The organism is Limnothrix sp. CMB-01, assembly GCF_055193175.1.
The window spans coordinates 1,957,505-1,982,656 of record NZ_CM143720.1 but is presented as its reverse complement, the minus strand read 5'-3'; the positions used below and the strand labels follow the sequence as shown (position 1 = coordinate 1,982,656).

Below are 25,152 nucleotides of genomic sequence, written 5' to 3'. Positions count from 1 at the left end.
GATTTAGGAATGGCCCGGCTTGGGAACCCTGCGCCGATGCTTCCACATCACGAAACCTGTGATTAACAGCGCTAGGGGAGCCAACCCAACGAAAACGTAAAGAATTCGAGTTGCCAGACCGCCAAAAGTCCCAAAGTGAACCGCATCAAATTGACTCATAATCGCCTCCGCCCGAGTCGGCTTCAGCCCATCAGTCAGTTGAATTAACTCACCGGTAAACTGATCGATCGCCACTCTAGTATTGCCCCATTGCGAGCTTTCTTGGGTTTGCCGCTTGCTCACAATCAATGGAGATTCCGGCTTTTTAGGGAGCACGATATAGGTCATCGTCGCATCGGGAATCACCGCTTCAGCTCGCTGGATCAACTCAGCAATGGATAAAGGCTGCTGACCTGGAATAGGCTTGGAAACTGGCGGGGCTGGCTTGGGCGTGAAAGTAACAGCATAAATCGCCTCATTCACCTTGGCTTGAGGCACATTCCAGGCAAATCCAGTGAACCCAATCAAGCCCAAAAAGATTGCAGTAATAATGCCTGAAACTTTATGAATATCAAAGTTGGTTCGTTTGATATGGGCATTTTTCCACTTGATTTTGAATCCAGCCATGAAGTTGCGCCAGCCCGGCCACAACACAATGCCAGTGAGGCCCAAGATCAGCGTCAGCAACGCAACAATGCCCATAATTAGGGTTCCTGTTTCCCCTGCCAGCAGTTTGTAATGGAGGTCATAAATTAGGCCAACCCAACTGGTTTCCCATTCCCGATCGCCCATAATTTGCCCCGTGTAGGGATGCACAAACACCTGCCAATGGTGATGCGCTGGGGTTTCCAACCAGGCTTGATAGGGTTCCTGGGCTGATTGGGGTGGCGCAACCGTGCTGAGGTTCCATTGCTTTTTCCCATAGGCCGTTTTGATCGATTCGATGATGGCAGCAACGGGCACTATTGTCCCGGCAGGCACAACGGTTCCCAGCCGCTGAACCAGCACCCAATGATCAATTTCGTGCCAAAAAACGAGAACGCTGCCAGTCAAACCCGCAATGCACAACAAAATCCCGATCGCCAAACCTAACCAGCGATGAATGAAGAAAGAAATCGTTCTGAGTTTGGCAGAAAGCAGGCGAGTGAGTGATTTTGGTAAAGGCTTTTGTGGTGATTCCATTTCATGCTTACCCCGGCTGATGAATACTGGGCGATCGCCGATCGCTGGGTTAAAACGTCCAAGAAAAACTGGCTTGCACGGTCAACGGTGCGCCATAAAAGATGCGGTTGCGGTTGAAAGACCCTTCAAAGTACTCCACATCAAAGAGGTTTTTGATGTTGATTGCCGCGCGGAATCCGTTCCGTTTATAAAAAATTGCGGCATCAGTTGTCAGGTAGCTCGGCAACTCAAACGTATTGGCGTTGTCACCTGCGCGATCGCCCACATAAAACAAGCCCACGCCAAATCCCAACCCTTGAAAATCGCCTTCCTGAATTTCGTAGGTTGTCCACAAACTTGCTGCATGGGGCGCAGTGCGTTGGACACGGTTATTCACCAGATCCGAGTTATTGTCCTCGGTGATTCTTGCGTCGTTGTAAGCATAGCTGGCAAAAATATTCCACCCTGGCAAAATCTCCCCTGCCACGCTGAGTTCAACACCCCGACTCCGCTGCTCTCCCGTTTGCACTGAGAAGTTGTCATCAACGGGATCGGTGGTTAGCACATTTTTTTGGGTGATGTTGTACCACGCTAAAGTTGCCGAAAGCCGATCGCTTAAATCGGCTTTCACCCCAATTTCAAACTGGGTTCCTCGGGTAGGCTCAAAAGTACTGTCGTCGCGAGAACGACCAATAGTTGGTTCAAACGATCGACTGTAGTTGGCATACAGAGAAATCGGTTCGATCGGTTGATAGACAATCCCTAGCCGAGGACTAAATGCCTCGCCCGTCTGAACCAGATCGGGATTGCCGAAATCGCCAGTCTGTCTAAACATGTCAAACCGACCACCGATCAGCACCTTCAAGTTATCTGCTAGGGTGATTTGATCTTGCAGCAAAATCCCCAGCTCATCGGTCACAATGCTGTCTTCACTGCTAAAGGTCACCGCGCCAGGCGATGCCCCAAAGGTGGGATCAAACAAATCAATGGGCGGCCCTTCTAGCCCCGTGAACTTCAGCTCAATATCCGATCGCCCTAAATCAACCCCAAATAATAATTGATGCTGAATGGAGCCGGTCGCAAACTTACCCACTACATTTGTAGTCATCCGATAGTCAAAATACTGATCGGAAATGTCAGAAAAGCTGGTTGATAAAGTTCGATTGTCAGCACCCAGCGCTCCCGGAAATCGGCCAAAGGTGTCAAACTCCATCCACCCATATCGAAACGCATGATTTAATGACCAATTTTCATTAAATTGATGCTCCAGCTTGTAGCCAATTCGGGTTTGTCGAACTTCAGCATCACTTTCCGTCAGGTTGCGGCTGCGCGGCACATTCCCCAGGGGGTTATCCAAAATTGTGCCCACAATCGGCAATCCGTGGGTGGCGTTATCACGGGACAAATGCTTGTAAGTGCCTTCAACGCTGAGTGTGGTGTCTTCACCCAAGGCAAAACTCAGAACCGGCGCAATCACGAAGTTTCTAGTTCGGCTGGAATCCGTGAAAAGCTCTTGGTCGCGATAGGAAGAATTCAGTCGATAAAGAATGTTTTTGTCGCGATCGAGGGAGCCAGACAGATCGACTTCGCCCCGGTAAAAATCGAAGCTACCCGCGCTTGCTTCCACGAAGTAATAGGGATCGCTCAAAGGACGCTTGGTGACAAAGTTGATCGTTCCTCCCGGCGAGGATGAGCCAAACAAAATGGAGTTGGGCCCTTGAAGCACTTCAATTTGCTCAATCCCCGTGAGGTCAGGGCCAATATTGGCAGAGACCCCGTTAAAGTCCCGCGCGACTATGCCATCGACGGTGGGCGAGGTGAAAAATCCTCGAACCTGGGCCCGCACCGCGTCAAAGTTAGACGGCGAGCCAACCCGCACACTGGGCGCATTCAGCAAGGCGCTGGTCACATCAGCCCGTTGGTCTTGCAGCAGTTCTTGGGGAATGATTTGGATCGATTGGGGAATATCGCGTAAGGGCGTATCTGTTCGCGTTGCGGCGGAGGAGTTTGGCACGCGATAGCCCCGTTGCCCTGCTCCGGTGACCACGAGTTCCTCGTCTGGCTCCTCCCCGGCAGGGTTGAGGCTATAGGCCAGGCCGGCGGTGGTCAGGGTCACTTCGGTGGTGGGCAGGGCGTTGGTTCCGGTGACGCTGACCCGGATGGTGTTGCTGCCTTGCTGCGTCACCTGCACCGTGGCGATGTCGGCGATCGGGTTCTCCGCCACAAAAGCTTGTCCTGCGGGTAGTGCCAGCACGGCATTCGGAATCTCGGCAACGAGGCTATTGCCCTCGGTGCGGAACTGAGTCGCATCAATTTGCAGGGGCTGATCTTCGGCGCTTTCTAGGACAATTTCAAGTTCCGTATCAGTACGGTTCAGTTGCACGCCGGTTACTTGCACGGTGGTGCGCTCAATTTGCGCCCGCCACTCTTGGAGGCTGGTGGCAGGCTGCCCTAGGTCTTGTACTCGGGGAATTTGAGCGTTGTCCTCGGCCCAGGCGACCTGTGGCCCTGCCACCGACAGCACAGTCGCCACAACCAGACCCGACAACCGATTCACCATGACCCCACACCGCAGTTGAGAAAGACTTTCAGGAGCCTAGCAAGGGCGCACAGCAAAACAAAGCCGTTTTGGTGAGTCGCGGTACTTTTTTTGGGGGCTAGCAGAACTTTTTGCGCTGGGCCTGATAGAGCTTGGGATTGATGCCGAACTTGGTTCTGAACTGCTTGGCGAAGTGGCTGCGATCGCCAAAGCCCACAGCAGCCGCGACTTCGGACACTTTTAGCTCACTGGTTTCGAGCAACTGTCTGGCTTGCTCTAGGCGATGGTCATGTAAATAGGTAAAAGGTGGCTGACCAAACACCTGCCGAAAGCCTTCTTTTAAAGCCCGACTGTTCAGCCCCACCTGTTGCGCCAGAGTCATCAATGAGGGGGGCTGCTCTAGGTGTTGCAGCAAGATCGATCGCGCCTGGTGCAGGCGATCGATATCATCGGGCTTCAGGTTTGCCAGCGCCGCACCGCCTTCCCAAGTCTCTGCTGGGCCATGGGTTGATGGCTGTTCCTGCTGAATTTTCAGCTCATCGGCCAGCACGAGCATCACCGCCTCCAGGGCCTTGCTCTCTAGAAACATCCGCTTGGTAATGCCCTGATAGGGACAGCGAATGATTTGCCACAGCACCCGCTGCATGGCTCTGGAGACTTTGCCCACGCGGGTGTAGTAGAGCTGGTCGGCTGGCCGCACAAGGTGGCGCAAGGCCGGAGGGAGTTCCCCGTCTTGACCCGCAAAGGACTGAAACACCTGCGGCGACAGCCAAATATGGACTTCTAGGATCGGGTTCCGGTCTGTGCCGATGATCCAATCTTTGGGAGCCAGGCCACTGCCGTAGAGGGCATATTCCAGATTGTGGACTTCGGTGTAACTGTCTTGGTGCTGCCCGGAGAGGTGGAAATGAAACGACAGCCACTCGGCGCGCTCAGCCAAGGCCGCATCCCAGCGATCGCGCAGCCGGTAGTGATGGACTTGGATTTCAAAGCCTTCCCGGAGTTCCACTTCTCGGATGTAACCGTCCCAGAGCCAAGCGGGGTAAACCAATAGGCGATCGTGCGGATCGGTTGCGTCTGGGTGTCGGGCTTGGGCAGCCGTCTCTTGATAAAGCTCAACGGCGGCTTGTTCAGAAGTGGTGATGGTCATGGCGATCGCGCTGGCTTAAAAGACAGATTCTAATTAATGCGAAATTGTTGCATTAGAATTTGTCCTTGAGCAAGCCAGCAACATCGTGGTCTCTGGACATTTGCTAACCCATAACGGCTGCAACAACGATCGAGTTCGGCCATTCCACCGGGGCGATCGCGCTGCATCTGGCCGTGGTTATGCGGCAGTATCCCATTGCCAAAATGAAGCACCTTGCCAAAACGGCAAAGTGCTTGAAGATGTTTTGGGTTGCCAGGGCCGGCTCCTGGATCGGGGAGCCGGTGGGACTAACGATAGTTAGTGAATTGCAGCGCCACGGGCAGATCTTCCTGCTTCAGGCGCTGGATCACCAGTTGCAGATCGTCTTTGGATTTGGCAGAAACGCGCACTGCGTCGCCTTGAATTTGGGCTTGGGCTTTTTTGAACTCATCGCGAATCAATTTGCTGATTTGTTTGGCAATGTCTTGGGGAATGCCCTTCTGCAACTTCACCTTTTGGCGAACACGGTTGCCGCTCGCGGATTCAATGTCGCCAAAGTCAAAGATTTTCAGGTCTAGTTTTCGTTTGGCGGCTTTCTCGCGCAAAACGGCCGTGACGGCTTCAAGGGTCATTTCGCTGGCGGTTTCGATCGTGAGATCGGTTTCGCCCAGCTCAACGATCGTGTTGGTGTCTTTCAGGTCGTAGCGGGATTTCAAATCTCGCTGCAATTGGTCGATCGCGTTGACCAACTCCTGTCGATCGAACTCACTCACCACATCAAAGGAAAACGTCGCAGCCATAACCCTAATTTTTCAATCCAAACCAATACAAAATGAATCGCCCAATTCGTGATCAATCTTCAGCCAGGGGCGATCGAGTTCCCATGAACCAGACTCGCCAATGGTGACTGATGCAGCCGTGGATTCAGCCCCCCTAGGCAATTTGCTGGAGCGCTTGCACAAACAGCGAAATCATTGCAATTTGCCCAATGCCAAACATCAGCGATCGCAGGGGAGGAATGTTGGCCAAATAGGCCACCGAAAACAGCGCTCGCGCTCCCACAAAGGCCACCGCTGCCCAACCGGCCGCAGGGGTGTTGACCCCGGTGGCATAGGCCGCCAGGGCCGCAGCGGCATAGGGAGCAAAGGTTTCAATGCTGTTTTGGTGGGCCCAAGTGGCTCGCTTACCATAGTCCGGCAGGCGATCGAACATGGCCCGGGGCGCACCCAAATCCATCCCGACCTGGAACCGGGCATAGGCCACCGCCAAGTAAGGGAAATAGACCAAAAAGCTCGCCACAAAAACTGAACCCAGCAGCAAAGTGGGAATGCTAAAACCCAAAATCATGCGTTTTCACCTAGTCGAATTTCAGGAAGTCGAATCAACTAGTCGAAATAGAACAGCGTGACCACCCGGCGCTGTTCTTCAGCTTCCCGGCAGGTTTGCAGCAGGGTCACACTGTCATGGAAGGCAAAGCAAATTAACTGCTGGCAACGGGAAATAATTTCGTGGTTGCACAGGGAGCTGGCTTCCGCCAAAGAAAGCTGGTCATTTTCTGGTTTTTCAACCAAATGAATCACCGATTCCAATTGATCGCGAGATTCGCGCGGTTGCCGCTCCAAACTTTGGGGCAAAATCACGGTCAACAAATTGGCATCGGCGCGCATGGCTCCGCGAATGGCGGCGGCGTTGGTTCCCGTAGCACCCGAAGTAATAATTTGATTCCCGGCCAGCACCAATGCATAGCTGAGGGTTTCAATCAATTGTTGATGCGTAATCGGCACGTGGCGCGAACCCAGGATGGCGATCCGCTTGGAGCCGGTTTGCTGGATTGCAGCGAGTTCCTGCAAAAAATCGTCAACCTTGGGAAGATCGAGAGACGGACTCAAGGGTGCTACGGGGCAATAACAACGCCGCCATTTTAACAGAGACTTGGAGGCTGGCGTTGCGGCCCAAGAATTTAAAAATGAGGTGAGCTGGCGGGTGCAAATTCAGGCCAGGATTGGCGGAAGGATGCTTTTGGGGATGGTAATTCAGGGGATCGATTCGCAGAACAACGGCTTTTGCTAGACTGAAGGTTCAATGGCGCGTGACTCAAAACAGTGACCCGTGAACCGGAGGGCTGCGCTCTCATCTTCATGACCCGATCGCCCCAGTTTGTTGCCACCGTTTAAGTTTTGCTTGGGGTGGAGGCTGGGTTGATCGATCGACCGTTCATCAGCGTTTTGGTTTCGGGTTCCTGCGTTGTGCCACTGTTTTGTGCCATTGTGTTGCGCCATTGTGTAGAACTCACCTCGCCAGCCGATCGCGGCGACGTAATTTTGATGAGTGATCCGGATTTGAAGTTGAACGCGCAAGAGCTGGCCCTGTTGACGGCTGAGGGCATTGAAGATGAAGGGGACGACGAGACGGTAGTGGAGTTTGCGCCGCCTGTGGCCAAGGGGGCGGTCTATCAACTGGGGCGTGGTTCCAGCTATGAAGTGGCGATCGCGGCGGCCAACGCGGCGGACGATCGCAAAGGGGAAGACATTGCGCTGCTGGAGGTGACGGAGGTTTCCTACCTGGCGGACTATTTCTTGATTGTGACCGGGTTTTCGCGGGCCCAAATTCGCGCCATTGCCGACGCGATCGAAATGAAGCTGAAAACCGAGTTCGATCGCCGGCCCCAAAACACCGCTGGCTATGGTGATGGCGGCTGGGTTTTGCATGACTACGGCGATGTGGTGGTGCATGTGATGATGCCCACGGAGCGCGAATACTACAACTTAGAAGCCTTTTGGGGCCACAGCAGGCGGCTGGAGTTTCGACCCCTGCCCGCCACCGAATCGTCCAACACGGCTGGCTAGGGATCTCGATTCGATCCCCCTGCTGATCATCCATGCCTGAGCGGCGCAACAGAGCTGATTCATCCCTTGTTTATGACGCGATCGCCCCGTTCGGTTTGCCCCGTTCCCGAAGAACAACAACCCCTCAACGAGTTTTCCGAGTTGAAGGAGGCCTGGCTGTTGTCTTGGCCCACCTTGCCGGGCCGAGGGTTGGTGATCAAGCTGCTGTGGATTTGGGTCTGGAGCTGGTTGGTGGTGGGGCCCGTGGCCGCCGCCAGCTTCCCCCTCAAGAAAGACCTGGCCCACTTTCTGTTGGGGGCCGGTGGCGGGGCGGTGTTGCCCGTGGTGCTGGTGTTGGCGCGGATCTATTCGGCCTGGAGCTATGTGGGCCGTCGCTTGTTCAGCGAAAAAATTATCTATGAAGAATCCGGCTGGTATGACGGCCAAGTTTGGGAAAAGGCTCCGGAAATGTTGGCCCAAGATCGGCTAGTGGTTTCCTATGAGGTGAAACCCACGCTCGATCGGCTCCGGCGGTTGGTGCTGATTCTGGCAGGAACCTTGCTGGCGGGGGCAGCCGTTTGGGGCCTGGTCTAGGGGCCGGTTCGGTTAACCTGGATGGGGAACGGTGGGCGCGATCGAGCGAGTTCGATCGCAAGGCCCCGATCCGCGCAAGATCCGTTGAAGAATGGAAAACACCGAAAAAATGGGCTGATTGCCGAAGCTGATCTTAAATTGCGATGAACAATCGCAGTTTTTGGCGGAATTAATGTCTAACTAAACAAGTTTCAAACCAGTTTTTATGACTCGGGGCAAATTAACGCGCGCGGCCGATATTGAAATTCGCTTGCTGCGGGAAGGGTTGGTGGAGTCCACCCACATGGTGCAAGCAGTGGCCTGCGATGATCGGGGGCGCTTGTTGATGTTGGCGGGCGATTCCGGCATCTCCAGCTTTGCGCGATCGGCTCTGAAACCCTTCCAGGCCCTGGCCGTGGTTGCCTCTGGAACCTTGGATCACTTTGGTCTCAGCAATCGCGACCTGGCGATTATGTGCAGTTCCCATCAGGGAGACATTGCCCAAGCCCGTCAAGTGTTCAACATCCTTTGGCATTGCGGCATTGAACCCAGCGCCCTCCAATGCCCGATTCCCCAAGGCAAATCCAGCGCACTTCAACACAACTGCTCTGGCAAACATGCGGGGATGTTGGCCATGTGTCGTCACGGCAATTGGTCGATCGGGGACTATCTGCAATATTCCCACCCCGCCCAGCAAGCCGTTTCCAGTGTCATTGGCGAGCTGCTCGGAATTCCTGCCCAAGAATTTGTCGTAGCCCGCGACGATTGCGGCGCGCCCACCTATCTGATGCCCCTTCAGGAGTTGGCCACCCTGTTTGCCAAGCTCACATCCGGCGACAATCTGCAATTGGAACGCATCGTGCGGGCCATGACCGGCTATCCGGAGCTGATTTCCGGCCATGGTGGCTTTGACACAGATCTGATGCGGCTGACGGGGGGCGAAATTGTCAGCAAAGCGGGAGCCGAAGGGATGCAGTGTATGGGCCGCGTGGGTGAGCGGCTGGGCATTGCCATCAAGGTGACGGACGGGGCCAAGCGGGCTAAATATGCCGCTGCGATCCACATCCTGAAACAACTGGGCTGGATTGGGCCCGATGTGTCGGAAGCGCTGGAAGAAAAATATGTGCAGCTCAATGCCTTTAAGCGGTTGGAGGCGATCGGGGAGCTAAAAATCGCCTAGATTTCGATCGGTTGAGCAGACTAAAATCAACTCAATTTCTGATCTTGATCCGTATCTTGATCGGCATCTTGATCGGTATACTCGATCGACATCGTGAGCGCCAATTCCCAGGAAAAGGGCGGCTCGATCGGGAACGTCTTCAAGGGCAATTTTGTTTCCACAAAAGCTTGCTCGCGGGCTTGGGGATAGGCCTGCTCGATCGCACCGGGGAGCCAGGGTTTCAAACTCGGATTGTCGGTGAGTAACTGTTGAATTTCACGGCGGGCGGAACGAATGCTAAACACCCAAGAATTCGATCGGCGATCGGGTTGAAACCGCCATTTCAGTAAATGCAGATAGAGCCGGGCAATTTGACTGGCTAAGGCTCGCTTTTCCAATCGCCCCAAGCTTTCAACCTCTTCTAACAAATTCTCCAAATCCAATTGATCAAACTGCCCCGATCGCAACAGTTCGGCCTGTTGCTGCACCCAGCCGTAATAGTCGCTGTCGTAGGTGATCGGGGCGATCGACTCGATAGTCGTCTGTGTTTCCATGCGGTGGCATCCTAATCCCGAGCAACATATTCGATCGGCAGGGTCATCGCTATTTCCCAAGTAAACGGTGGCTCGATCGGGAACGTATCGATTGGTAAGCCCGTTTCTCGGGCGGCTTTTTTGCGGGCCTGCTCATAGCTCTTGACGATCCAATCCGCAAGATCACGCCGAAAGCTGGGATTTTCGTCGAGTAATTCCAAGATTTCATCCCGCGCATCTTCAATGGAAAATGCCCAAGAGTTCGATCGCTTCTGGGGTTGGTATTGCCACTTCAGCAGATGCCAATAGAGCCGGATAATTTGACTGGTTAAGGCTCGCTTTTCCGATCGCCCCAAGCTTTCGACCTCTTCTAACAAATTCTCCAAATCCAATTGATCAAACTGCCCCGATCGCAACAGTTCGGCCTGTTGTTGCACCCAGCCGTAATAGTCGCTGTCGTAGGTGATCGGGGCGATCGTTTTGGAAGTCATTGGCTCAAACTCCTCAGCGCCTTGACCATCGAGAAACTGCAATTTTGCCCAGGGTCGCTGTTGCTATTGTGCAAGATCCAGAACCGTGGTGGCACAGTCCGTGAAAGGTCATCAAACCCGCCAAATCTTTATCCAAAAACCGTTTCACCCTGCTAAACAAGGGGCTTAAGCCCCTTGTTCCCTGATGATTTGGTCACAGCCAAGCTCCCGGCGGAACCCGCAATTTTCGGACTGTCACGCCACTACGGCCCCAACCGCCCGAAGTGGCCCGGCTGTCCCGTTGCGCTGATATCCTGAAAAGCATCAAGACTAATCATAAGAATTTCCCTTTTTCGCCCGCCATGTCCGTTACTGCGCCGCTCCAAACCCGAGACCCGATCGCCTTTCCGCTGACGGCGGTGATCGGCCAAGAGTCGATCAAGATGGCCCTGCTGTTGGCGGCGATCGATCCGGGCCTGGGGGGCGTGGCGATCGCCGGGCGACGCGGCACGGCCAAATCGGTCATGGCCCGGGCGATCCATGCCCTGCTGCCCCCGATCGAGGTGGTGGACGGCTCCCTCAGCAATTGCGACCCGGACGCGCCCGATCGCTGGGAAGACGGCTTGCAATTTAGCGGCGAAGTGCCCCGGAAAGTGATTCCCGCGCCCTTTGTGCAAATTCCCCTGGGCGTGACCGAAGATCGGCTGCTGGGTTCGGTGGATGTGGGCCAGTCCGTGAAGCGCGGCGAAACGGTGTTTCAGCCCGGCTTGCTGGCGGAGGCGAACCGGGGCGTGATGTATGTCGATGAAATCAATTTGCTTGATGACCAAATCGCCAATTTGTTGCTGGGATCCCTGAGCGAAGGGCGTAACCAAATTGAGCGTGAAGGGATCAGCTTTGCTCACCCCTGCCAAGCCCTGTTGATCGCCACCTACAACCCGGAAGAGGGGCCGCTGCGGGAGCATTTGCTCGATCGAATTGCGATCGCCCTGTCCGCCGATGGAGCGTTGGGCTTGGATCAGCGGGTGGAAGTGGTTGATCGCGCCGTGGGCTATGCCCGATCGCCCCAAGATTTCCTGGGGCAATACGCCGAAGAGTTGGACGGTCTGAAAACCCAAATCCTGTTGGCGCGGGAATGGTTGCGCGATGCCACGATCAGCCGCGAGCAGGTGGAATATTTGGTGCAAGAAGCCGTGCGCGGCCGGGTGCAGGGCCACCGGGCGGAACTGTTTGCGGTGCGGGTCGCCAAAGCCCACGCGGCCCTCGATGGGCGGACGGCGGTGAATGCCGATGACCTGCGGGTGGCGGTGGAATTGGTGATTGTGCCCCGGGCCACGGTGATTGAAACGCCGCCGGACGAGCAACAGCCGCCGCCGCCCCCGCCGCCGCAACAGCAGCCGGAAGCGGAGCAGGAACAGGACAACGAAACCGACAACGAAAACGAAGATCAAGACGAAAACGAAGACGAGGATCAACCGGACGAGCCGCCCGCCATCCCCGAGGAATTCGTGTTCGACCCGGAAGGGGTGGTGATGGATCCGTCGGTGCTGCTGTTTGCCCAAACCACGGCCCAGCGATCAGGCGGTAGCTCCGGCAGCCGATCGATCATCTTCTCGGACGATCGGGGGCGTTACATCAAGCCCGTGTTGCCCCGGGGCCCCGTGCGCCGAATTGCCGTGGATGCCACCCTGCGATCGGCCGCGCCCTACCAAAAAGCCCGCCGCACCCGCGCCGCCGCCGCTGGTCAAACGGGCCGCCGCGTGTTCGTCGAAGAAAGCGACGTGCGGGCCAAGCGCCTGGCCCGCAAGGCGGGGGCCTTGGTGGTGTTTGTGGTGGATGCGTCGGGGTCGATGGCCCTGAACCGGATGCAGTCGGCTAAGGGTGCGGTGTTGCGGTTGCTGACGGAGGCTTACCAAAACCGTGATCAGGTGTCGCTGATTCCCTTCCGGGGTGAGCAAGCGGAGGTGCTGTTGCCGCCCACGCGATCAATCTCGGCGGCCCGGCGACGGCTGGAAACCATGCCCTGTGGTGGCGGCTCGCCCTTGGCCCACGGTTTGACCCAGGCGGTGCGCGTGGGAACCAACGCCCGTCAGTCGGGGGATGTGGGTCAGGTGGTGATCGTGGCGATTACGGACGGTCGGGGAAATGTGCCCCTGGCGCGATCGCTCGGCCAGCCGATGGAGCCGGACGAGAAACCGGATGTGAAGCAAGAGCTGCTAGACATTTCCGGCAAAATTCGCGCCCTGAACATCAAGCTGCTGGTGATCGACACCCAAAGCAAATTCGTTTCGACGGGTTTCGCCAAGGAGCTAGCGGAAACGGCGGGCGGCAAGTATTACCACCTGCCGAAAGCCACCGATCGAGCGATCGCCGAAATGGCCCGAGGAGCGATCGCCGATTTGAAATAAGGGCGATCAACCGGTTACGGTTCCCGGCGCTTGAGCCAGCTAAATAACTCATCTACGGTGAGTGCCAAGGGCAAGTCCGGCAACACCGGCAGGCGATCGCTCCCCGACAACTCCAGCGGCAACGCATCGGGCAAAAACACCACCACCACCCGATCTCGCGGCATCACCAACCAGCCCAACTGGCTCCCGTGGCGTAAACAGTGCAACAGGTTTCGCACCACGCGGGTTTCACCCTGGGCTGGCGACAGGATTTCGATCGCCCAGTTAGGAGCCGCCGTCATGCCAAAGTCCGAAATTTCACCCGCCTGATCGATCGGCACGTCGGTCTCGCGGACAACGATCAGGTCAGGCACGATCGAGCGATCGCCAAAGGTGCAGCGCATCTCCGTTAGCGCTTCCCAGGGTGAATTAATAGCGTTAATCGCCCCACCTAAGCGAATTTGCAGACGGCTATGTTTTCCACCCGGCATCGGTTTTTGAATTGGCCCTTGATCGTGAAACTCCCAGGCCGGCGAGTCATCAATCTCCGGCTGCTGTAAAAATTCCGCAAGCGATAAACCCGGGGCGATCGTGACAACCATGATCGAATTGTTACCGTTCGATGAGTCAGGTCGATCCCTCAATCATGACGCAGCATCGGCCGAAATTTCTTGATCACCCTCATTGAGGAGAAAAGGATCAATCACTCGATGAGCGATTGATCCTTCAAGCGAAGTTATGAATTAACGTTGATCGTAATGATCGATCGTCGTCAAAACGGATAACATTTACGCTTCACTGACTAATTGATCGTCATTGCGACCTCCACAAAATACGTGAGGAAATTGTCAAAGGTCAGCGTCATGAAGCCATCACTAGGATCCTTGTAGGGATCTTCAGGAGCGATCACGTTTTTGCTATTGTCTTTCCCCCAAGGATTCCGAACCATAATCATCTGGTTCTGAGTGCTCGGGTCAACATAGGCGTTGTGAACACTGTAGGCATGACCTCCGGGGATGAGACCGCCAGAGCGCTGCGTCGCATCACCTGGGCTGCTGGCGACTACATAGCGCCCACCATCGAGAGCTGCCTGAATTCTCTGGAAGAGTTCGTTCCTGCCAATGGGCGCGTCAGTTGACGGTTGAAAGTCATTAACACCAATGTTGCCCGTCTCATCCGTTTCGCTAGAAGTTTCTACTGCAAGGAAAGGTTGAAACTTCGTCTGATCCTCTGTCCGTTCTGGCTTCAAATTAATGAATTCCGTCCTCTTACCGGTGAACCGACGGAGGGGAACAAAGCCAATGTCGCCATTGCCAATCACCGTGTATCCATCGCGGTTCTCGTCAATTCCGCGCTGTTTTGCATAAGCACGCTCCGCCACTGATCCCCAAATTGCAACACCATTAGCTTGCTCTGGATCATAGAGTCCTGGAGCAGGCAAATTGGAAAACAACCGTTGCGAATCGGGTTTGACAATCACTTGATTGTTGACACTTTGAACCTTCTCCTGGCCAGTCACGTAGTCATAGGTCTTGAGGCTATAAGTATTTGCTCCAGTCACCTGCAAATTGCTGTTCAGAATTGCGCTAGTAGCCGTTGCCGCGGCCGCCGGATTTTCAATCTTGCCAAAGGTTGCTGTGATGGCAGCCAGTGCCGCACAGTTGCCCAAACTGGTTTGGTTGATGCCATTGATGCGATAGGGCGCTTCAACCACACCGCCTGTCAAGGGCGCGTATTCCAGGTTAACGACCTTGGCGGCCGCTTCACCCCTTGCGGTATCGCCTTTACCGGTGTAGACGGGCGGTGGCAATTCTTCATCGGTACGACTGATGCGCGGAACGGTTGTGGTTGGAGTGCCGGTGACGCTAGCGGTGATGTTGTAAGCTCCCAAACCGGGAGCATCAACACTGGAGGCATAGACCAAGTACTGGCGAGCGGCATCCGTTGTGAACGTCACGCGAGCGTCATAATTACCGCCCTCGGTGTCAATATCATCATTCTCCGCAATCACTTCCCCAGTGAGGGCATCAACCACCGTCAAATAAGCATCAAACTCAGTAGACGATTGGGTTAACTCCACCGTTAGCCCGCTGAGCAAGTCCGGCAACTGATAGACATCCGCATAGTTATCCGGATCTCCAGGATCGGGGAAGTCGTTTTGATCAAGCCGCCCCCTATTGTCAATACCTGGGAGCAGTGGCTCAAAGTTCTCGATCTCCGCCCGATTGCCTCTCTCATTGAGAGCAGTGATTTGGTACGGTGTGGCAGCACTAGCTGCTTTCACGCTCACGTAGTAGTCCCCGGGTGTCAGCCCCCCATCCAGCAGGATGTCATTCTTGCCCTCGGCCACGACTTCCGACGGATCCAGCTCCCCATTCCCGTTGCTGTCGCGCCATAGTTGCAGATCCACATCACCCGTGCGATTGGAAGTGGTGATGTCCAAATACCCAATATCCACCGCCAGACGGTAAGTGTCGCTCTGGTCACTACCGCCAACAAAGTCGTTCAGTTGAGTATCCTCATTGGTCGGCAATGCTCGTGCAGAAGCTGCATTACTACCGGCCAGATCCTGTGGTGTTCCAGCGGTTCCCGCCACACTCAAGGTGTAGTTGCTGCTGCCTTCAAACTGAGTAACAGCTAGGAAATAGTCTCCGGGTTGCAGCAACATGTTGCTGATGGATTCTGCGGCATTTCCTGACTGGGCGGAAGAGGCGATCACTTCATCGATTCCCAATTCCCCGTCTCCGTCTGCATCTCGATACAGCTCAATGTCTATATCGCTGCCATTGGCAAGACCTGTGAGATTTGCTTCTAGGACTGATGGGTTGGTGACCGTAAACCGGAAGTAGTCGTTATAGTCTGCATCGCCAACAAAGTTGCTCGTGGAGGCTGCTACGCCGAGGTTACCCAGATTGTTGGCACCTGGCTCTACGTCATCGATCGTGGCTTTTCGGGTACTAAATGTCCCCGCCAATGCTGTGGGAGCGACTCCCTGCACACGAGCCAAGATGGCCCCGGTGGATGCGAGGCGGATGATGGTGTCGCTGCCATTGGCTTCCAGCCTGACATCGGCTTCGGAGAGGTTGTCGTTGTTGCCATCCGTCAAAGCGAATAAGTCGCCAGCTTCGGCATTGAAATCGGTGATTAGATCGGCTGAGGTAATGCTGGTAGCAGTTTGCAAGGTTGATAAAACAAATGCATCCGATCCATCACCACCAGTTAGGGTATCAACACCCACATCTCCGGCGAGAAAGTCATCCCCTTCATTACCTTCGAGGAGATCATTTCCGGCTCCACCCAATAAGACATCATTACCCCGCTGACCAAAAATTCGATCGGCCCCCTGACCACCAGCTAGAAAGTCGGAGTCTCGCCCACCATAAATCACATCATCCCCAGCATTGCCGAGGATATAGTCCCCACCGTTGTTGCCATAGATCACATCGGCACGCGCTGCCCCAAAGATGCGATCACTGCCATTCAATCCGCGAACACTAGCACCATTGGGAACGGTTGATCCAATGGTAAAGACATCATTTTGAGGAGTGAGATCAAAGTCCATCGATTAACTTATCCCTGATGTGTCAAGTTTTTAACAAAAGTATGCTTCAAGGAACGAAATTTCCTCGAAAGTCACGCTAGCTGCTTTGCAGAAAGTTTGTCAATTTAGAGAAAGAATTTGTAAGGTATTTAAGAGATTTTAGAAAAATTAAACTTAAAGAGAAAATGATGCCATCACTGATACTTTTTTATGAAAATTTTATAAACCAATTATCGTGGGTGTTGATTGTCAGTAGTGTTGGCAGCAATTCTCTCAGCTCGGAAAAGCGATCGAGCGTTCTCAATCACCCAGTAATTTCCAATTGCTCAAGAGTTCTCAGTCGTTGACGGCGGTTAAAACCGCCCGATGATGGTTGAAGATTCACCGGGAGAGAAAATGCCGTGACCGTCGCTTCCCAGCCAACGCCCGAGACCGATCGCACCTGGCATGGATCGTTTGCGTTGCGGTTTGACCGATCGGGCGATCGCACTCAGGTTCAGGCTAAAACCCGATCGCCCCTGCAATTTCAGCGGCCCTTTTATCCCGAAGGGCCAGCGGTTTGCCACGCGGCCATGTTGCATGTGGCGGGGGGGATGGTCGGGGGCGATCGCCTGTCGATTACGTTGGACTTGGAACCGGCAACGGCGGCCTTGGTGACAACGGTTTCGGCAGCCAAGATCTATGGCAGTCGGGGGCGATCGCTGGTTGACCCAGCCGGGCGGTTTGCCCAGCAGTCGGTGCGGGTGCGGGTGGGTGAGGGGGCGCACCTGGAATGGTTGCCCCAGGAGACGATTATTTTCGATGGCGCGTTGTACGAGCAGCGATCGCGCATTGATCTGGCGACCGGAGCCAGTTGGCTGGGCAGTGAGATTGTGCGGCTGGGGCGCACGGCCGGCGGTGAGCGCTACGGCTGCGGTGAGTGGCGATCGCGTCTGGAAGTGTGGCAGGGCGATCGATTGGTGTGGCTCGATCCCCAGCGGATTGACGCGACCGACCCGGCCACCCGCGACGGTTCCCACGGGTTGGTCGGCTGCCCGATCGTCGGAACGCTGGCTTGGATTGGTCAAGAAGTCCCGAAAGAGCTGATCACGGAAGCGCGATCGCACCTGCCCACAGGCGATCGAGTTGATTGCGGCATCACGCGGCTGCAAACGGGACTGCTTTGTCGCTATCGGGGCCATTCGGTGAGTGAGGCGCGGCGCTGGTTTTGGCAGGTGTGGGATTTAGTACGTCGCCACCAGCGCGATCGCCGGGCGATCGTCTCCCGGTTTTGGCCGCTATAGCTGCGATCGCCCCGAAACCCAAAATCTTCGCAATCAATCGGTGGCCTGCTAGACAAATCGCGGTACAACCAACAACAGAGTATTGGCAAGATGACCTGCGCGATCGCCCTATGCAACTCACGCCCCAAGAAAAGGACAAGCTGCTAATTTTCACCGCCGCGCTGCTGGCCGAGCGCCGCAAAAATCGCGGACTGAAGCTCAACTATCCGGAAGCCGTGGCCTATCTGACGGCGGCCATTTTGGAAGGGGCGCGAGACGGCAAAACCGTGGCGGAACTGATGGCGGAGGGGACAACGCTGCTCACCCGAGATGAGGTGATGGAAGGGGTAGCAGAGATGATCCACGATGTGCAGGTGGAGGCGACGTTTCCCGACGGCACGAAATTGGTGACCGTGCATGATCCCATTCGTTAATTTCGGTTGCGGCTTTGGTAGGGATCGATTCGCAATCGGCTCCTAGGATGATTGTCATCATTTGCGATAAGGAAAAATGCCATGATTCCCGGTGAATTAATTGTTGAACCTGGCGAGATTGAATTGAACGTGGGCCGATCGCCCGTGACGATCACGGTGGAAAACCGGGGCGATCGCCCAATTCAGGTTGGCTCCCATTTCCATTTTTTTGAAGTGAATGAAGCTCTTGTGTTTGATCGCGCGGCGGCTCGGGGAACCCATTTGGATATTCCCTCAGGAACGGCGGTGCGTTTTGAACCGGGGGATGAGAAAACGGTGACGCTGGTTCCTTTTGCCGGAACTCGGGAAATCTATGGGTTTAATGCACTGGTAGAAGGGCCGCTGGAGGGCAATCAGCCCAGCAAGAAGTCAAAGGAAAAAGCTGAGAAGAAAGCCGAGAAAAAATCCCGAAAATAACGTCAGATCGGGACAGATTACAGGGCTGGATGTATTAACTGATCGAGGGTTGGTGGGCCTCAGATGTTCTTGATTCTGATCTAGAGCCTGTAACGTAAACTTCTAGCCTGTCATTAACTAAACCCGATCAAGCAGTCAAAACGACCGCGCTGCTGATGACCTAGCTGACAATATTTGTAGGAGGTTGATATGTCAACAGAACCCAGTTTGCAAGGTATTGCTGAAAAGCTTGATGCACTCTCTGATGAATTGACAAAAACAAATGTTCGGTTGGAAGAAACGAACGCACGGCTCGATCGCAGTGATGAACGGTTTGAGGTTTATCAAAAAGCAACACAATGGGTTGTGCAGCTTGCCTTTGGGTTAATTGCTAGCGCCACGGTGACAATTTTGATTACTTCGATCGTTCGGCGATAGATTGGCTGATGATGCTCCATGGATCGGATTAATTGAACCCTTGTTTTTAAACTAAGGACCCCATTGGGAGAGAAGACGTGCCCTACAGAATCGATCGCCGCACCTACGCTGAAACCTATGGGCCCACCACGGGCGATCGCCTGCGATTGGCCGATACCGAATTGCTGATTGAAATCGAACAAGACCTGACGGTTTATGGCGATGAAGTGAAATTTGGTGGCGGCAAAACAATTCGGGATGGCATGGGTCAATCGCCCATTACTAACAGCGACGGGGCGATGGATACGGTGATTACCAATGCCGTGATCCTCGATTGGTGGGGCGTAATTAAAGCCGACATTGGCATTAAGCAGGGCAAAATCGCGGCGATCGGGAAGGCCGGCAACCCCTACACCCAAGCGGGCGTGGACATCATCATCGGCCCCGGCACGGAAATCATTGCGGGCGAAGGGGCGATCGTCACGGCCGGCGGCATCGACACCCACATCCACTTCATCTGTCCCCAACAAATCGAAACGGCTCTGGCCGCTGGGATCACGACGATGATTGGCGGCGGCACGGGCCCCGCCGCCGGCACCAACGCCACCACCTGCACCCCCGGCCCCTGGCACATGGCGCGGATGCTGGAAGCGGCGGAAGCCTTTCCGATGAATTTGGGCTTTTTGGGCAAGGGCAATAGTGGCCAACCGGCGGGCCTGGTGGAACAGGTGAAGGCCGGGGCGATCGGGCTGAAGCTGCATGAGGACTGGGGAACCACGCCCGCCGCGATCGACACCTGCCTGAGTGTCGCCGACGAGTACGACATCCAAGTAGCGATCCACACGGACACCCTGAATGAAGCGGGCTTTGTGGAAGCGACCGTGGCCGCCTTCAAGGGACGCACGATCCACACCTTCCACACCGAGGGCGCGGGCGGCGGCCATGCTCCGGACATCATCAAGGTCTGCGGTTTGCCCAACGTGCTGCCCTCTTCGACCAACCCAACGCGCCCCTACACGGTGAACACGATCGAGGAGCACCTCGATATGTTGATGGTTTGCCACCACCTCGATCGGGCGATTCCCGAGGACGTGGCCTTCGCCGAGTCACGGATTCGCCGGGAAACGATCGCCGCCGAAGACATCCTGCACGACCTAGGGGCGATCGCCATGATGTCGTCGGATTCCCAAGCCATGGGCCGCATCGGCGAAAGCATCATCCGCACCTGGCAAACGGCCCACAAAATGAAGGTACAGCGCGGCTCCCTGCCCCAAGACCCCGCCCGCCACGACAACACCCGCGCCAAACGCTACATCGCCAAATACACGATCAACCCGGCGATCGCCCACGGCATTGCCAACCATGTGGGGTCGATCGAACCGGGCAAACTGGCGGATCTCTGCCTCTGGAAACCGGCGTTTTTTGGCGTGAAACCGGAGTTGGTGATCAAGGGTGGGGCGATCGCCTGGGCCCAAATGGGCGATGCCAACGCCAGCATTCCCACGCCGCAACCGGTGCATGGCCGTCCGATGTTCGCCAGCTTCGGCAAAGCAATCCAGAGCACCAGCCTCACTTTTGTTTCTAAAGCGGCTCTGAAGGCTGGGGTTCCCGAAAAACTCGGTCTCCAGCGGCAAGTGGTGGCCGTGTCGGGGATTCGATCGATCCGCAAATCCGATATGAAATTGAACGATGCCCAACCGGCGATCGAGGTGGATCCGCAAACCTATGAAGTGTTTGCCGATGGGCAACTGCTGACCTGCGAACCGGCGGCGGTGCTGCCCATGGCCCAGCGATATTTCCTGTTCTAGCCTGTTCCAGATCGCTTGAGGGATTGCCGTTTGCCTGGGGGGCCAGTTTGGGATGCTTGGTTGAACCTGCTGGCCCCATTGGGCGATTATTTGATTTTTGTACAGATTTTTGCTAAATTGGAGAAGCTCTTTCGTCTTGAGGGTTTTCGGGATGGCCGCTGCCTCCGTTGCGACTCCAGTTCCTCCTACAATAGAAGCCGCTTCGATCGCTCCCCTAGCAGGCACCCCGGCCGATCAGGGCTTGCCGGAGCCGGCCACGGTGCGATCGGGCAGAAAATCTTCCATCACCGTTGACCCCCAGGCGACTATGGCTTCCAACGCATCCGCAAATTCTGACCCCACGGCGAAGACGGCCACCGCCAAGGAATCCGCCAGCAGCGCTAAAGGATCCAAGGACGCTAAGGAAGCGGCTAAGGAGTCGGCCAAAGAGAGCGCCGCCAAAGACGGGCCGACCAAGGAAATTAGCAAGGAAAAGGAAAAAGCCCTGGGGCTGGTGGTTCAGCAGATTGAACGCAGCTTTGGCAAAGGGGCGATCGTCCGGCTGGGAGATGCGGCCCGAATGCGGGTGGAAACCATTCCCAGCGGGGCCTTGACCTTGGATTTGGCCCTGGGCGGCGGCATTCCCAAGGGCCGTGTGGTGGAAATTTATGGCCCTGAAAGCTCCGGAAAAACGACCCTAGCACTCCATGCGATCGCGGAGGTACAGCGATCGGGCGGTATTGCGGCCTTTGTGGATGCAGAACACGCCTTGGATCCGGTTTATGCCAAGGCCCTTGGGGTGGATATTGATAATCTGCTGGTTTCCCAACCGGACACGGGGGAAATGGGGCTGGAAGTGGTGGATCAACTGGTGCGATCGGGCGCAATCGACCTGGTGGTGGTGGACTCGGTGGCCGCCTTGGTTCCCCGATCGGAAATTGAAGGGGAAATGGGCGCGGCCCAAGTGGGCAGCCAAGCCCGCCTCATGAGCCATGCCCTGCGGCGCATCACCGGCAACATCGGTAAATCGGGCTGTACGGTGATTTTCCTCAACCAATTGCGCCAAAAAATTGGAGTCACCTACGGCAGCCCGGAAACCACCACGGGCGGAAATGCCCTCAAGTTCTATGCGTCGGTGCGCTTGGACATTCGCCGCATTCAAACCCTGAAGAAGGGAACCGAAGAGTTTGGGATTCGGGCCAAGGTCAAAGTCGCCAAAAACAAAGTCGCGCCGCCGTTCCGGATCGCAGAATTTGACATCATCTTTGGCGAAGGCATCTCCTCGATCGGCTGCTTAGTGGACTTGGCTGAATCCACCGGAATTTTGGTGCGCAAGGGAGCTTGGTATAGCTACAAGGGCGAAAACATCAGCCAAGGGCGTGACAACGCTATTCAATATTTGAAGGAAAATCCGGCGATCGCGGCAGAAATGGAGTTGGCCGTGCGCCAAAAGCTGGAGGAAGCGGGGGCAATTACTGGGGGATCCACTGACGAGTTAGATGAAGCAGATCTGAGCGAAGCGTTCTAGGACAAATCTCGGAACACTCAAAATTTTGAGACACTCGATCGAGCGGAATCGACAAGCTGAGCTGAGTTAAACCCGACCAGACCAAACCCTAAACAGCGGTAACCCCAATCATTAGTTAAGCGGCCAGCTCCCTCATTCAGTTGGGGAGGTGGCTGTTTTTGATCAGCTTTGCATTTTGGGCTAGCGGCTGGGTTGAGGGCCTGGGGGAACGAAATCCCGGGGATTGAATCCCTGAACTGAAACCGAGAGTCTAGGCGTAGGATAAATCGCGGGCGGTGCAGGCCGGGGCGATCGAGTCAGCCACCGCCGCGATCGTGAAATTTTGCTGACCCAATAACCGTTCACGGGACTCTTGGCGCAAGCTTCCTGACAAAAACGCCCGCTGAAGGGCCATAAACGCTTCGAAGTCATCGGGGCCATATTTCCCGCGCATGAGTTGGCGCAGGGATTCCTCTGCCTCGATCGACAGGTATTGATGAGCTAACGCTTCGGACACAATCTCGCGAATGGAAGTCATGTTGCTTTGAGACCTACTCAACGACTGCAAGGATCTGGGAAGTTTCCGGTTGCCACAGTTTTTAGTATCGGGGGAAAGTCTAATCAGCGAAGTGACCGATCGCTGACCCCGCATGGATCTTGAGCGTCATCCCCTGAGATCAAAACAGGGCTTGGGTGCGATCGCCGTCACAGGGTGAAACCCCCTCCCCCAATGGACTGACCAGCCCTTGAATTCAGCCAGGCTGGAATTCAGTCACGGCCGATCGAGATCCAGTTGAGATCCATCGAGACCAAAGCCCACAACCAAGACTGATGCTGGGTTGCTGGTTCGTGGAGTGATTGAGCGAGCGTGCATCTAAGGCCCATGGCTGAGTGCGCTCCTGACCGCAGCCATGAGCCTTGATTCCCATTCCGAGGGCCAGAGGGTCGATCGCGATCGCAGCCTGGTTTCAACAACGGCTCAGGTTCCGGAACGAAGCTTTTGCTCCGCCCAACTTGCGCAACCGGTCACAATTACGGACGAAAACAGGAAAGAAAACGACGCAGGGAGACTAAGGAGAACCTAATTGAGATGCGTAGAAGCTAAGCGTAGATTGAGCAGTGGCAAGGTAAGGGAGAGTGCTCAAGGCTGAGGAAAGTGAAAAAAACAGCAATCAGCCGTTTTTCAAGGCGATTTAGGCAAATTCCTCAAATTTTTTGCCAAATTTGCTGAACCCTGACGAACTGTCTTCCCAAAAAGTTTCTTCGGAAAAAGTTCCTTGGGCAGCGCAACTCAATCGGGTCGCCATGGAAATGGTAGCAATCGAGCGCAATCGTCGGATCTCAGTTTAGCGACCCGTTTCCGGATTTGGGTGTGGTGATCATCACTTTTTGGCGGGTTTGGTCTGGCTGGGTCTGGCTGGGCCGGGTGAATGGAGACCTGGGTGGGGCGATCGCCTAAACATCACTTCGGGTCTGGCTCATGAGGGTCGATGACTAGCCGTTGCTGTGAATTGGCAAGGGCTGGCGGTTTTGGCGGCTCCAGGCCGGGGTTGGGTGCTAATGAAGAGCGCACCGATAGGCCAATGCGGCGGCGGTGGCATTGTTGGAGTCGATCGCCAGGTCACCAATCAAGCGCCAAAGATCGGGGCGGTGGGGCAAGGCCAAGCCGCCCGCCGGGGGATGATGCAGCCGATCGAGCCAAGCAGCCATGGCTTGCGACATTCCCTGTTGTTTCCCCTGTCGCTCCAAAACCGTCAAAAGATTCGCAATGGGTTCATGCCAGTAGGTATCCTTTTCCAGGGCTTGCAGATAGGCCACTAGGGGTTCCAAATCGTAGCCAGTGCCGACAGGCAAGGTTTTGAGGGCAAAGCCAGGGTGACTGTGGCCAAAGATCTGGACTAGCGATCGGGTCAAGGGCCCGTAGTGCGCCAGGTCTTGATCACTAAACTCCGGCTGGCGCTGGGCCCAAATTTCCGCCAGGGTGAGATAGGGAGCCGCCACTTGGGGAGCCAGCCCGATCGCCCGCTCGCAGAGTTGTTGAGCCGCATCCCACTGGTGCGATCGCGCCAAGGCCCAAGCCAGAGCATCCAAGAGCAGCGGATCCGTTGTGGCCTCAGCCGCCCGTTGCCAGGGAGCCGTGAGGGGTTGCCAATCGCGAACTTTGCGCAAAAAAAGCTGATAGCCGCTGAAAACCACCTCAAAACAGTGGGTAAACAGCAACATAAACAAGTCCACACCGAATTGTGGGCAATCTTCCGGCAAACCCACATAACGATAGTCATCAATCACCACCAGCCCACCCACCTTCACCAGGGGCCAGGTCATGACGGCATCGCGGAAGGCCACCCAAGGCGCATGGCAACCGTCAATGTAGGCCAGGTCGTAGTGATCAACCGGTAGCTGGGCCAGGGCTTCCCAAGAGAGCTGAGACAGAAGGGTGACCTGCGGGGCCCGACCGGTGCGATCGAGATTGTCCCGCAGGATGGGACGAATTTCCGGCTCAATGCAGGTGAGCCTTGCTTCCGGATTCAGCAGGACGCGATCGAGCAACCAGCAGGCAGACATCCCTTCAAAGCTGCCAATTTCCAAAGCTTGTACCGGCCCCCGATCGGCCAAGGGCTGCACCCAGTTCACCCAGTTGGGCAATTGATTGGAAAACCAGTCCCGGGAAAACCAATAGCCCCGATCGCCACTTTCGGGCCAGTCCCGCAGGCGATGGGCCTTGGCAAAGCAGGTTTGCGCCTCCGGAAGCTGATCACGACTGACCAACAGGGTTCCCAAATCCGTCCAGGCCTCGGGCATGGTGGGGTGCTGTCGAGCGAGGCGACGCAGCAGGGCTTCCGCCCAATCCCACTGGCCCGCCTGTTGGAACAGTTCGCCCCAACGACGATGCTCTTGGGGTTTTAGGAAGTCGGTGACCTGCAAATATAACTGACCGGCGCGATCGACCTGGCCCGCTGCGATCGCCGCTTGGGCCTGCTCAAAGCAAGAAACAACAGAATCCGCCATGGAAA

At 55.6% G+C, this 25,152-nt stretch carries 22 protein-coding genes; 10 read left to right on the top strand and 12 right to left on the bottom strand.

All coding sequences use genetic code 11. The features are described from left to right. Positions 1-3 precede the first annotated feature (3 nt). The 6 genes from ACZA91_RS08370 to ACZA91_RS08345 form a co-directional block, all read right to left on the bottom strand. The gene (locus ACZA91_RS08370; RefSeq protein ID WP_190533603.1) at positions 4-1,161 is read right to left on the bottom strand and encodes a PepSY-associated TM helix domain-containing protein; all 1,158 of its coding nucleotides are present in this window, start codon (positions 1,159-1,161) and stop codon (positions 4-6) included. 49 nt (positions 1,162-1,210) lie between these two features. After that, entirely contained in the window at positions 1,211-3,700 is a 2,490-nt protein-coding gene (locus ACZA91_RS08365) for a TonB-dependent siderophore receptor (RefSeq protein WP_463186022.1), read from the bottom strand. Between the two features lie 97 nt (positions 3,701-3,797). Beyond that, positions 3,798-4,829, bottom strand: a complete 1,032-nt coding sequence (locus ACZA91_RS08360; protein ID WP_463186020.1) for a helix-turn-helix domain-containing protein — start codon at positions 4,827-4,829, stop codon at positions 3,798-3,800. Positions 4,830-5,116: 287 nt separating this feature from the next. Further along, positions 5,117-5,608 (bottom strand): YajQ family cyclic di-GMP-binding protein, encoded by a 492-nt coding sequence (locus tag ACZA91_RS08355; protein ID WP_099533429.1) that lies wholly within the window; start codon positions 5,606-5,608, stop codon positions 5,117-5,119. Between the two features lie 133 nt (positions 5,609-5,741). Further along, complete coding sequence (locus ACZA91_RS08350) at positions 5,742-6,155, bottom strand: MAPEG family protein (RefSeq protein WP_393012707.1); 414 nt, start codon at positions 6,153-6,155, stop codon at positions 5,742-5,744. Positions 6,156-6,193: 38 nt separating this feature from the next. Further along, complete coding sequence (locus tag ACZA91_RS08345; protein WP_099533428.1) at positions 6,194-6,697, bottom strand: DNA-processing protein DprA; 504 nt, start codon at positions 6,695-6,697, stop codon at positions 6,194-6,196. Positions 6,698-7,264: 567 nt separating this feature from the next. Here ACZA91_RS08345 and rsfS point away from each other — a divergent pair. The 3 genes from rsfS (at position 7,265) to ACZA91_RS08330 (ending at position 9,386) form a co-directional block, all read left to right on the top strand. Continuing rightward, on the top strand, positions 7,265-7,654 hold the full coding sequence (rsfS, locus tag ACZA91_RS08340; protein WP_370567079.1) for a ribosome silencing factor: 390 nt from the start codon (positions 7,265-7,267) through the stop codon (positions 7,652-7,654). A 72-nt stretch (positions 7,655-7,726) separates the two neighbouring features. Next, a complete protein-coding gene (locus tag ACZA91_RS08335; RefSeq protein WP_463186015.1) occupies positions 7,727-8,227 on the top strand; it encodes a CGLD27 family protein in 501 nt (166 codons plus the stop codon). Between the two features lie 205 nt (positions 8,228-8,432). Continuing rightward, on the top strand, positions 8,433-9,386 hold the full coding sequence (locus ACZA91_RS08330; RefSeq protein WP_099533424.1) for an asparaginase: 954 nt from the start codon (positions 8,433-8,435) through the stop codon (positions 9,384-9,386). Between the two features lie 26 nt (positions 9,387-9,412). Here ACZA91_RS08330 and ACZA91_RS08325 read toward each other — a convergent pair whose 3' ends face one another. Continuing rightward, positions 9,413-9,919 carry a DUF29 domain-containing protein gene (locus ACZA91_RS08325; protein ID WP_463186014.1) on the bottom strand — a complete coding sequence of 169 codons (507 nt, stop codon included), beginning with the start codon at positions 9,917-9,919 and terminating at the stop codon, positions 9,413-9,415. Positions 9,920-9,930: 11 nt separating this feature from the next. Further along, the gene (locus ACZA91_RS08320; protein ID WP_463186013.1) at positions 9,931-10,389 is read right to left on the bottom strand and encodes a DUF29 domain-containing protein; all 459 of its coding nucleotides are present in this window, start codon (positions 10,387-10,389) and stop codon (positions 9,931-9,933) included. Between the two features lie 341 nt (positions 10,390-10,730). On the opposite strand from ACZA91_RS08320, the gene bchD reads away from it, so the two are divergent. After that, positions 10,731-12,776 (top strand): magnesium chelatase ATPase subunit D, encoded by a 2,046-nt coding sequence (bchD, locus tag ACZA91_RS08315; protein WP_463186011.1) that lies wholly within the window; start codon positions 10,731-10,733, stop codon positions 12,774-12,776. A gap of 14 nt (positions 12,777-12,790) precedes the next feature. Here bchD and ACZA91_RS08310 read toward each other — a convergent pair whose 3' ends face one another. Both ACZA91_RS08310 and ACZA91_RS08305 read right to left on the bottom strand, forming a co-directional pair. Then, a complete protein-coding gene (locus tag ACZA91_RS08310; protein ID WP_463186010.1) occupies positions 12,791-13,357 on the bottom strand; it encodes a Uma2 family endonuclease in 567 nt (188 codons plus the stop codon). Between the two features lie 200 nt (positions 13,358-13,557). Further along, the gene (locus tag ACZA91_RS08305; RefSeq protein ID WP_463186008.1) at positions 13,558-16,317 is read right to left on the bottom strand and encodes a pre-peptidase C-terminal domain-containing protein; all 2,760 of its coding nucleotides are present in this window, start codon (positions 16,315-16,317) and stop codon (positions 13,558-13,560) included. A gap of 380 nt (positions 16,318-16,697) precedes the next feature. Here ACZA91_RS08305 and ACZA91_RS08300 point away from each other — a divergent pair, with 380 nt between their 5' ends. From ACZA91_RS08300 to recA, 6 genes are all read left to right on the top strand, one after another. Continuing rightward, the gene (locus ACZA91_RS08300; protein WP_463186006.1) at positions 16,698-17,579 is read left to right on the top strand and encodes an urease accessory protein UreD; all 882 of its coding nucleotides are present in this window, start codon (positions 16,698-16,700) and stop codon (positions 17,577-17,579) included. Positions 17,580-17,689: 110 nt separating this feature from the next. After that, positions 17,690-17,992 carry an urease subunit gamma gene (ureA, locus tag ACZA91_RS08295; protein ID WP_099534820.1) on the top strand — a complete coding sequence of 101 codons (303 nt, stop codon included), beginning with the start codon at positions 17,690-17,692 and terminating at the stop codon, positions 17,990-17,992. 81 nt (positions 17,993-18,073) lie between these two features. Then, positions 18,074-18,448, top strand: a complete 375-nt coding sequence (locus ACZA91_RS08290) for an urease subunit beta (RefSeq protein WP_463186004.1) — start codon at positions 18,074-18,076, stop codon at positions 18,446-18,448. Between the two features lie 189 nt (positions 18,449-18,637). Next, positions 18,638-18,865, top strand: a complete 228-nt coding sequence (locus ACZA91_RS08285) for a ssr2422 family thylakoid membrane protein (RefSeq protein WP_190528191.1) — start codon at positions 18,638-18,640, stop codon at positions 18,863-18,865. A gap of 77 nt (positions 18,866-18,942) precedes the next feature. Further along, a complete protein-coding gene (gene ureC, locus ACZA91_RS08280; RefSeq protein WP_463186002.1) occupies positions 18,943-20,652 on the top strand; it encodes an urease subunit alpha in 1,710 nt (569 codons plus the stop codon). Positions 20,653-21,112: 460 nt separating this feature from the next. Beyond that, the gene (recA, locus tag ACZA91_RS08275; RefSeq protein ID WP_370567078.1) at positions 21,113-22,159 is read left to right on the top strand and encodes a recombinase RecA; all 1,047 of its coding nucleotides are present in this window, start codon (positions 21,113-21,115) and stop codon (positions 22,157-22,159) included. A 250-nt stretch (positions 22,160-22,409) separates the two neighbouring features. Here recA and ACZA91_RS08270 read toward each other — a convergent pair whose 3' ends face one another. Together ACZA91_RS08270 and ACZA91_RS08265 are read right to left on the bottom strand one after the other, a co-directional pair. Next, positions 22,410-22,676 carry a hypothetical protein gene (locus tag ACZA91_RS08270; protein ID WP_199291370.1) on the bottom strand — a complete coding sequence of 89 codons (267 nt, stop codon included), beginning with the start codon at positions 22,674-22,676 and terminating at the stop codon, positions 22,410-22,412. 1,019 nt (positions 22,677-23,695) lie between these two features. Beyond that, positions 23,696-25,147 carry a class I SAM-dependent methyltransferase gene (locus ACZA91_RS08265; protein WP_463185999.1) on the bottom strand — a complete coding sequence of 484 codons (1,452 nt, stop codon included), beginning with the start codon at positions 25,145-25,147 and terminating at the stop codon, positions 23,696-23,698. Positions 25,148-25,152 lie beyond the last annotated feature (5 nt).

Excerpts from the sequence above, each read along its gene's own strand:
- ACZA91_RS08370 (WP_190533603.1), bottom strand. The coding sequence starts at position 1,161 with ATGGAATCACCACAAAAGCCTTTACCAAAATCACTCACTCGCCTGCTT.
- ACZA91_RS08365 (WP_463186022.1), bottom strand. The coding sequence starts at position 3,700 with ATGGTGAATCGGTTGTCGGGTCTGGTTGTGGCGACTGTGCTGTCGGTG.
- ACZA91_RS08360 (WP_463186020.1), bottom strand. The coding sequence starts at position 4,829 with ATGACCATCACCACTTCTGAACAAGCCGCCGTTGAGCTTTATCAAGAG.
- ACZA91_RS08355 (WP_099533429.1), bottom strand. The coding sequence starts at position 5,608 with ATGGCTGCGACGTTTTCCTTTGATGTGGTGAGTGAGTTCGATCGACAG.
- ACZA91_RS08350 (WP_393012707.1), bottom strand. The coding sequence starts at position 6,155 with ATGATTTTGGGTTTTAGCATTCCCACTTTGCTGCTGGGTTCAGTTTTT.
- ACZA91_RS08335 (WP_463186015.1), top strand. The coding sequence starts at position 7,727 with ATGACGCGATCGCCCCGTTCGGTTTGCCCCGTTCCCGAAGAACAACAA.
- ACZA91_RS08330 (WP_099533424.1), top strand. The coding sequence starts at position 8,433 with ATGACTCGGGGCAAATTAACGCGCGCGGCCGATATTGAAATTCGCTTG.
- ACZA91_RS08325 (WP_463186014.1), bottom strand. The coding sequence starts at position 9,919 with ATGGAAACACAGACGACTATCGAGTCGATCGCCCCGATCACCTACGAC.
- ACZA91_RS08320 (WP_463186013.1), bottom strand. The coding sequence starts at position 10,389 with ATGACTTCCAAAACGATCGCCCCGATCACCTACGACAGCGACTATTAC.
- bchD (WP_463186011.1), top strand. The coding sequence starts at position 10,731 with ATGTCCGTTACTGCGCCGCTCCAAACCCGAGACCCGATCGCCTTTCCG.
- ACZA91_RS08310 (WP_463186010.1), bottom strand. The coding sequence starts at position 13,357 with ATGGTTGTCACGATCGCCCCGGGTTTATCGCTTGCGGAATTTTTACAG.
- ACZA91_RS08305 (WP_463186008.1), bottom strand. The coding sequence starts at position 16,317 with ATGGACTTTGATCTCACTCCTCAAAATGATGTCTTTACCATTGGATCA.
- ureA (WP_099534820.1), top strand. The coding sequence starts at position 17,690 with ATGCAACTCACGCCCCAAGAAAAGGACAAGCTGCTAATTTTCACCGCC.
- ACZA91_RS08290 (WP_463186004.1), top strand. The coding sequence starts at position 18,074 with ATGATTCCCGGTGAATTAATTGTTGAACCTGGCGAGATTGAATTGAAC.
- ACZA91_RS08285 (WP_190528191.1), top strand. The coding sequence starts at position 18,638 with ATGTCAACAGAACCCAGTTTGCAAGGTATTGCTGAAAAGCTTGATGCA.
- ACZA91_RS08270 (WP_199291370.1), bottom strand. The coding sequence starts at position 22,676 with ATGACTTCCATTCGCGAGATTGTGTCCGAAGCGTTAGCTCATCAATAC.
- ACZA91_RS08265 (WP_463185999.1), bottom strand. The coding sequence starts at position 25,147 with ATGGCGGATTCTGTTGTTTCTTGCTTTGAGCAGGCCCAAGCGGCGATC.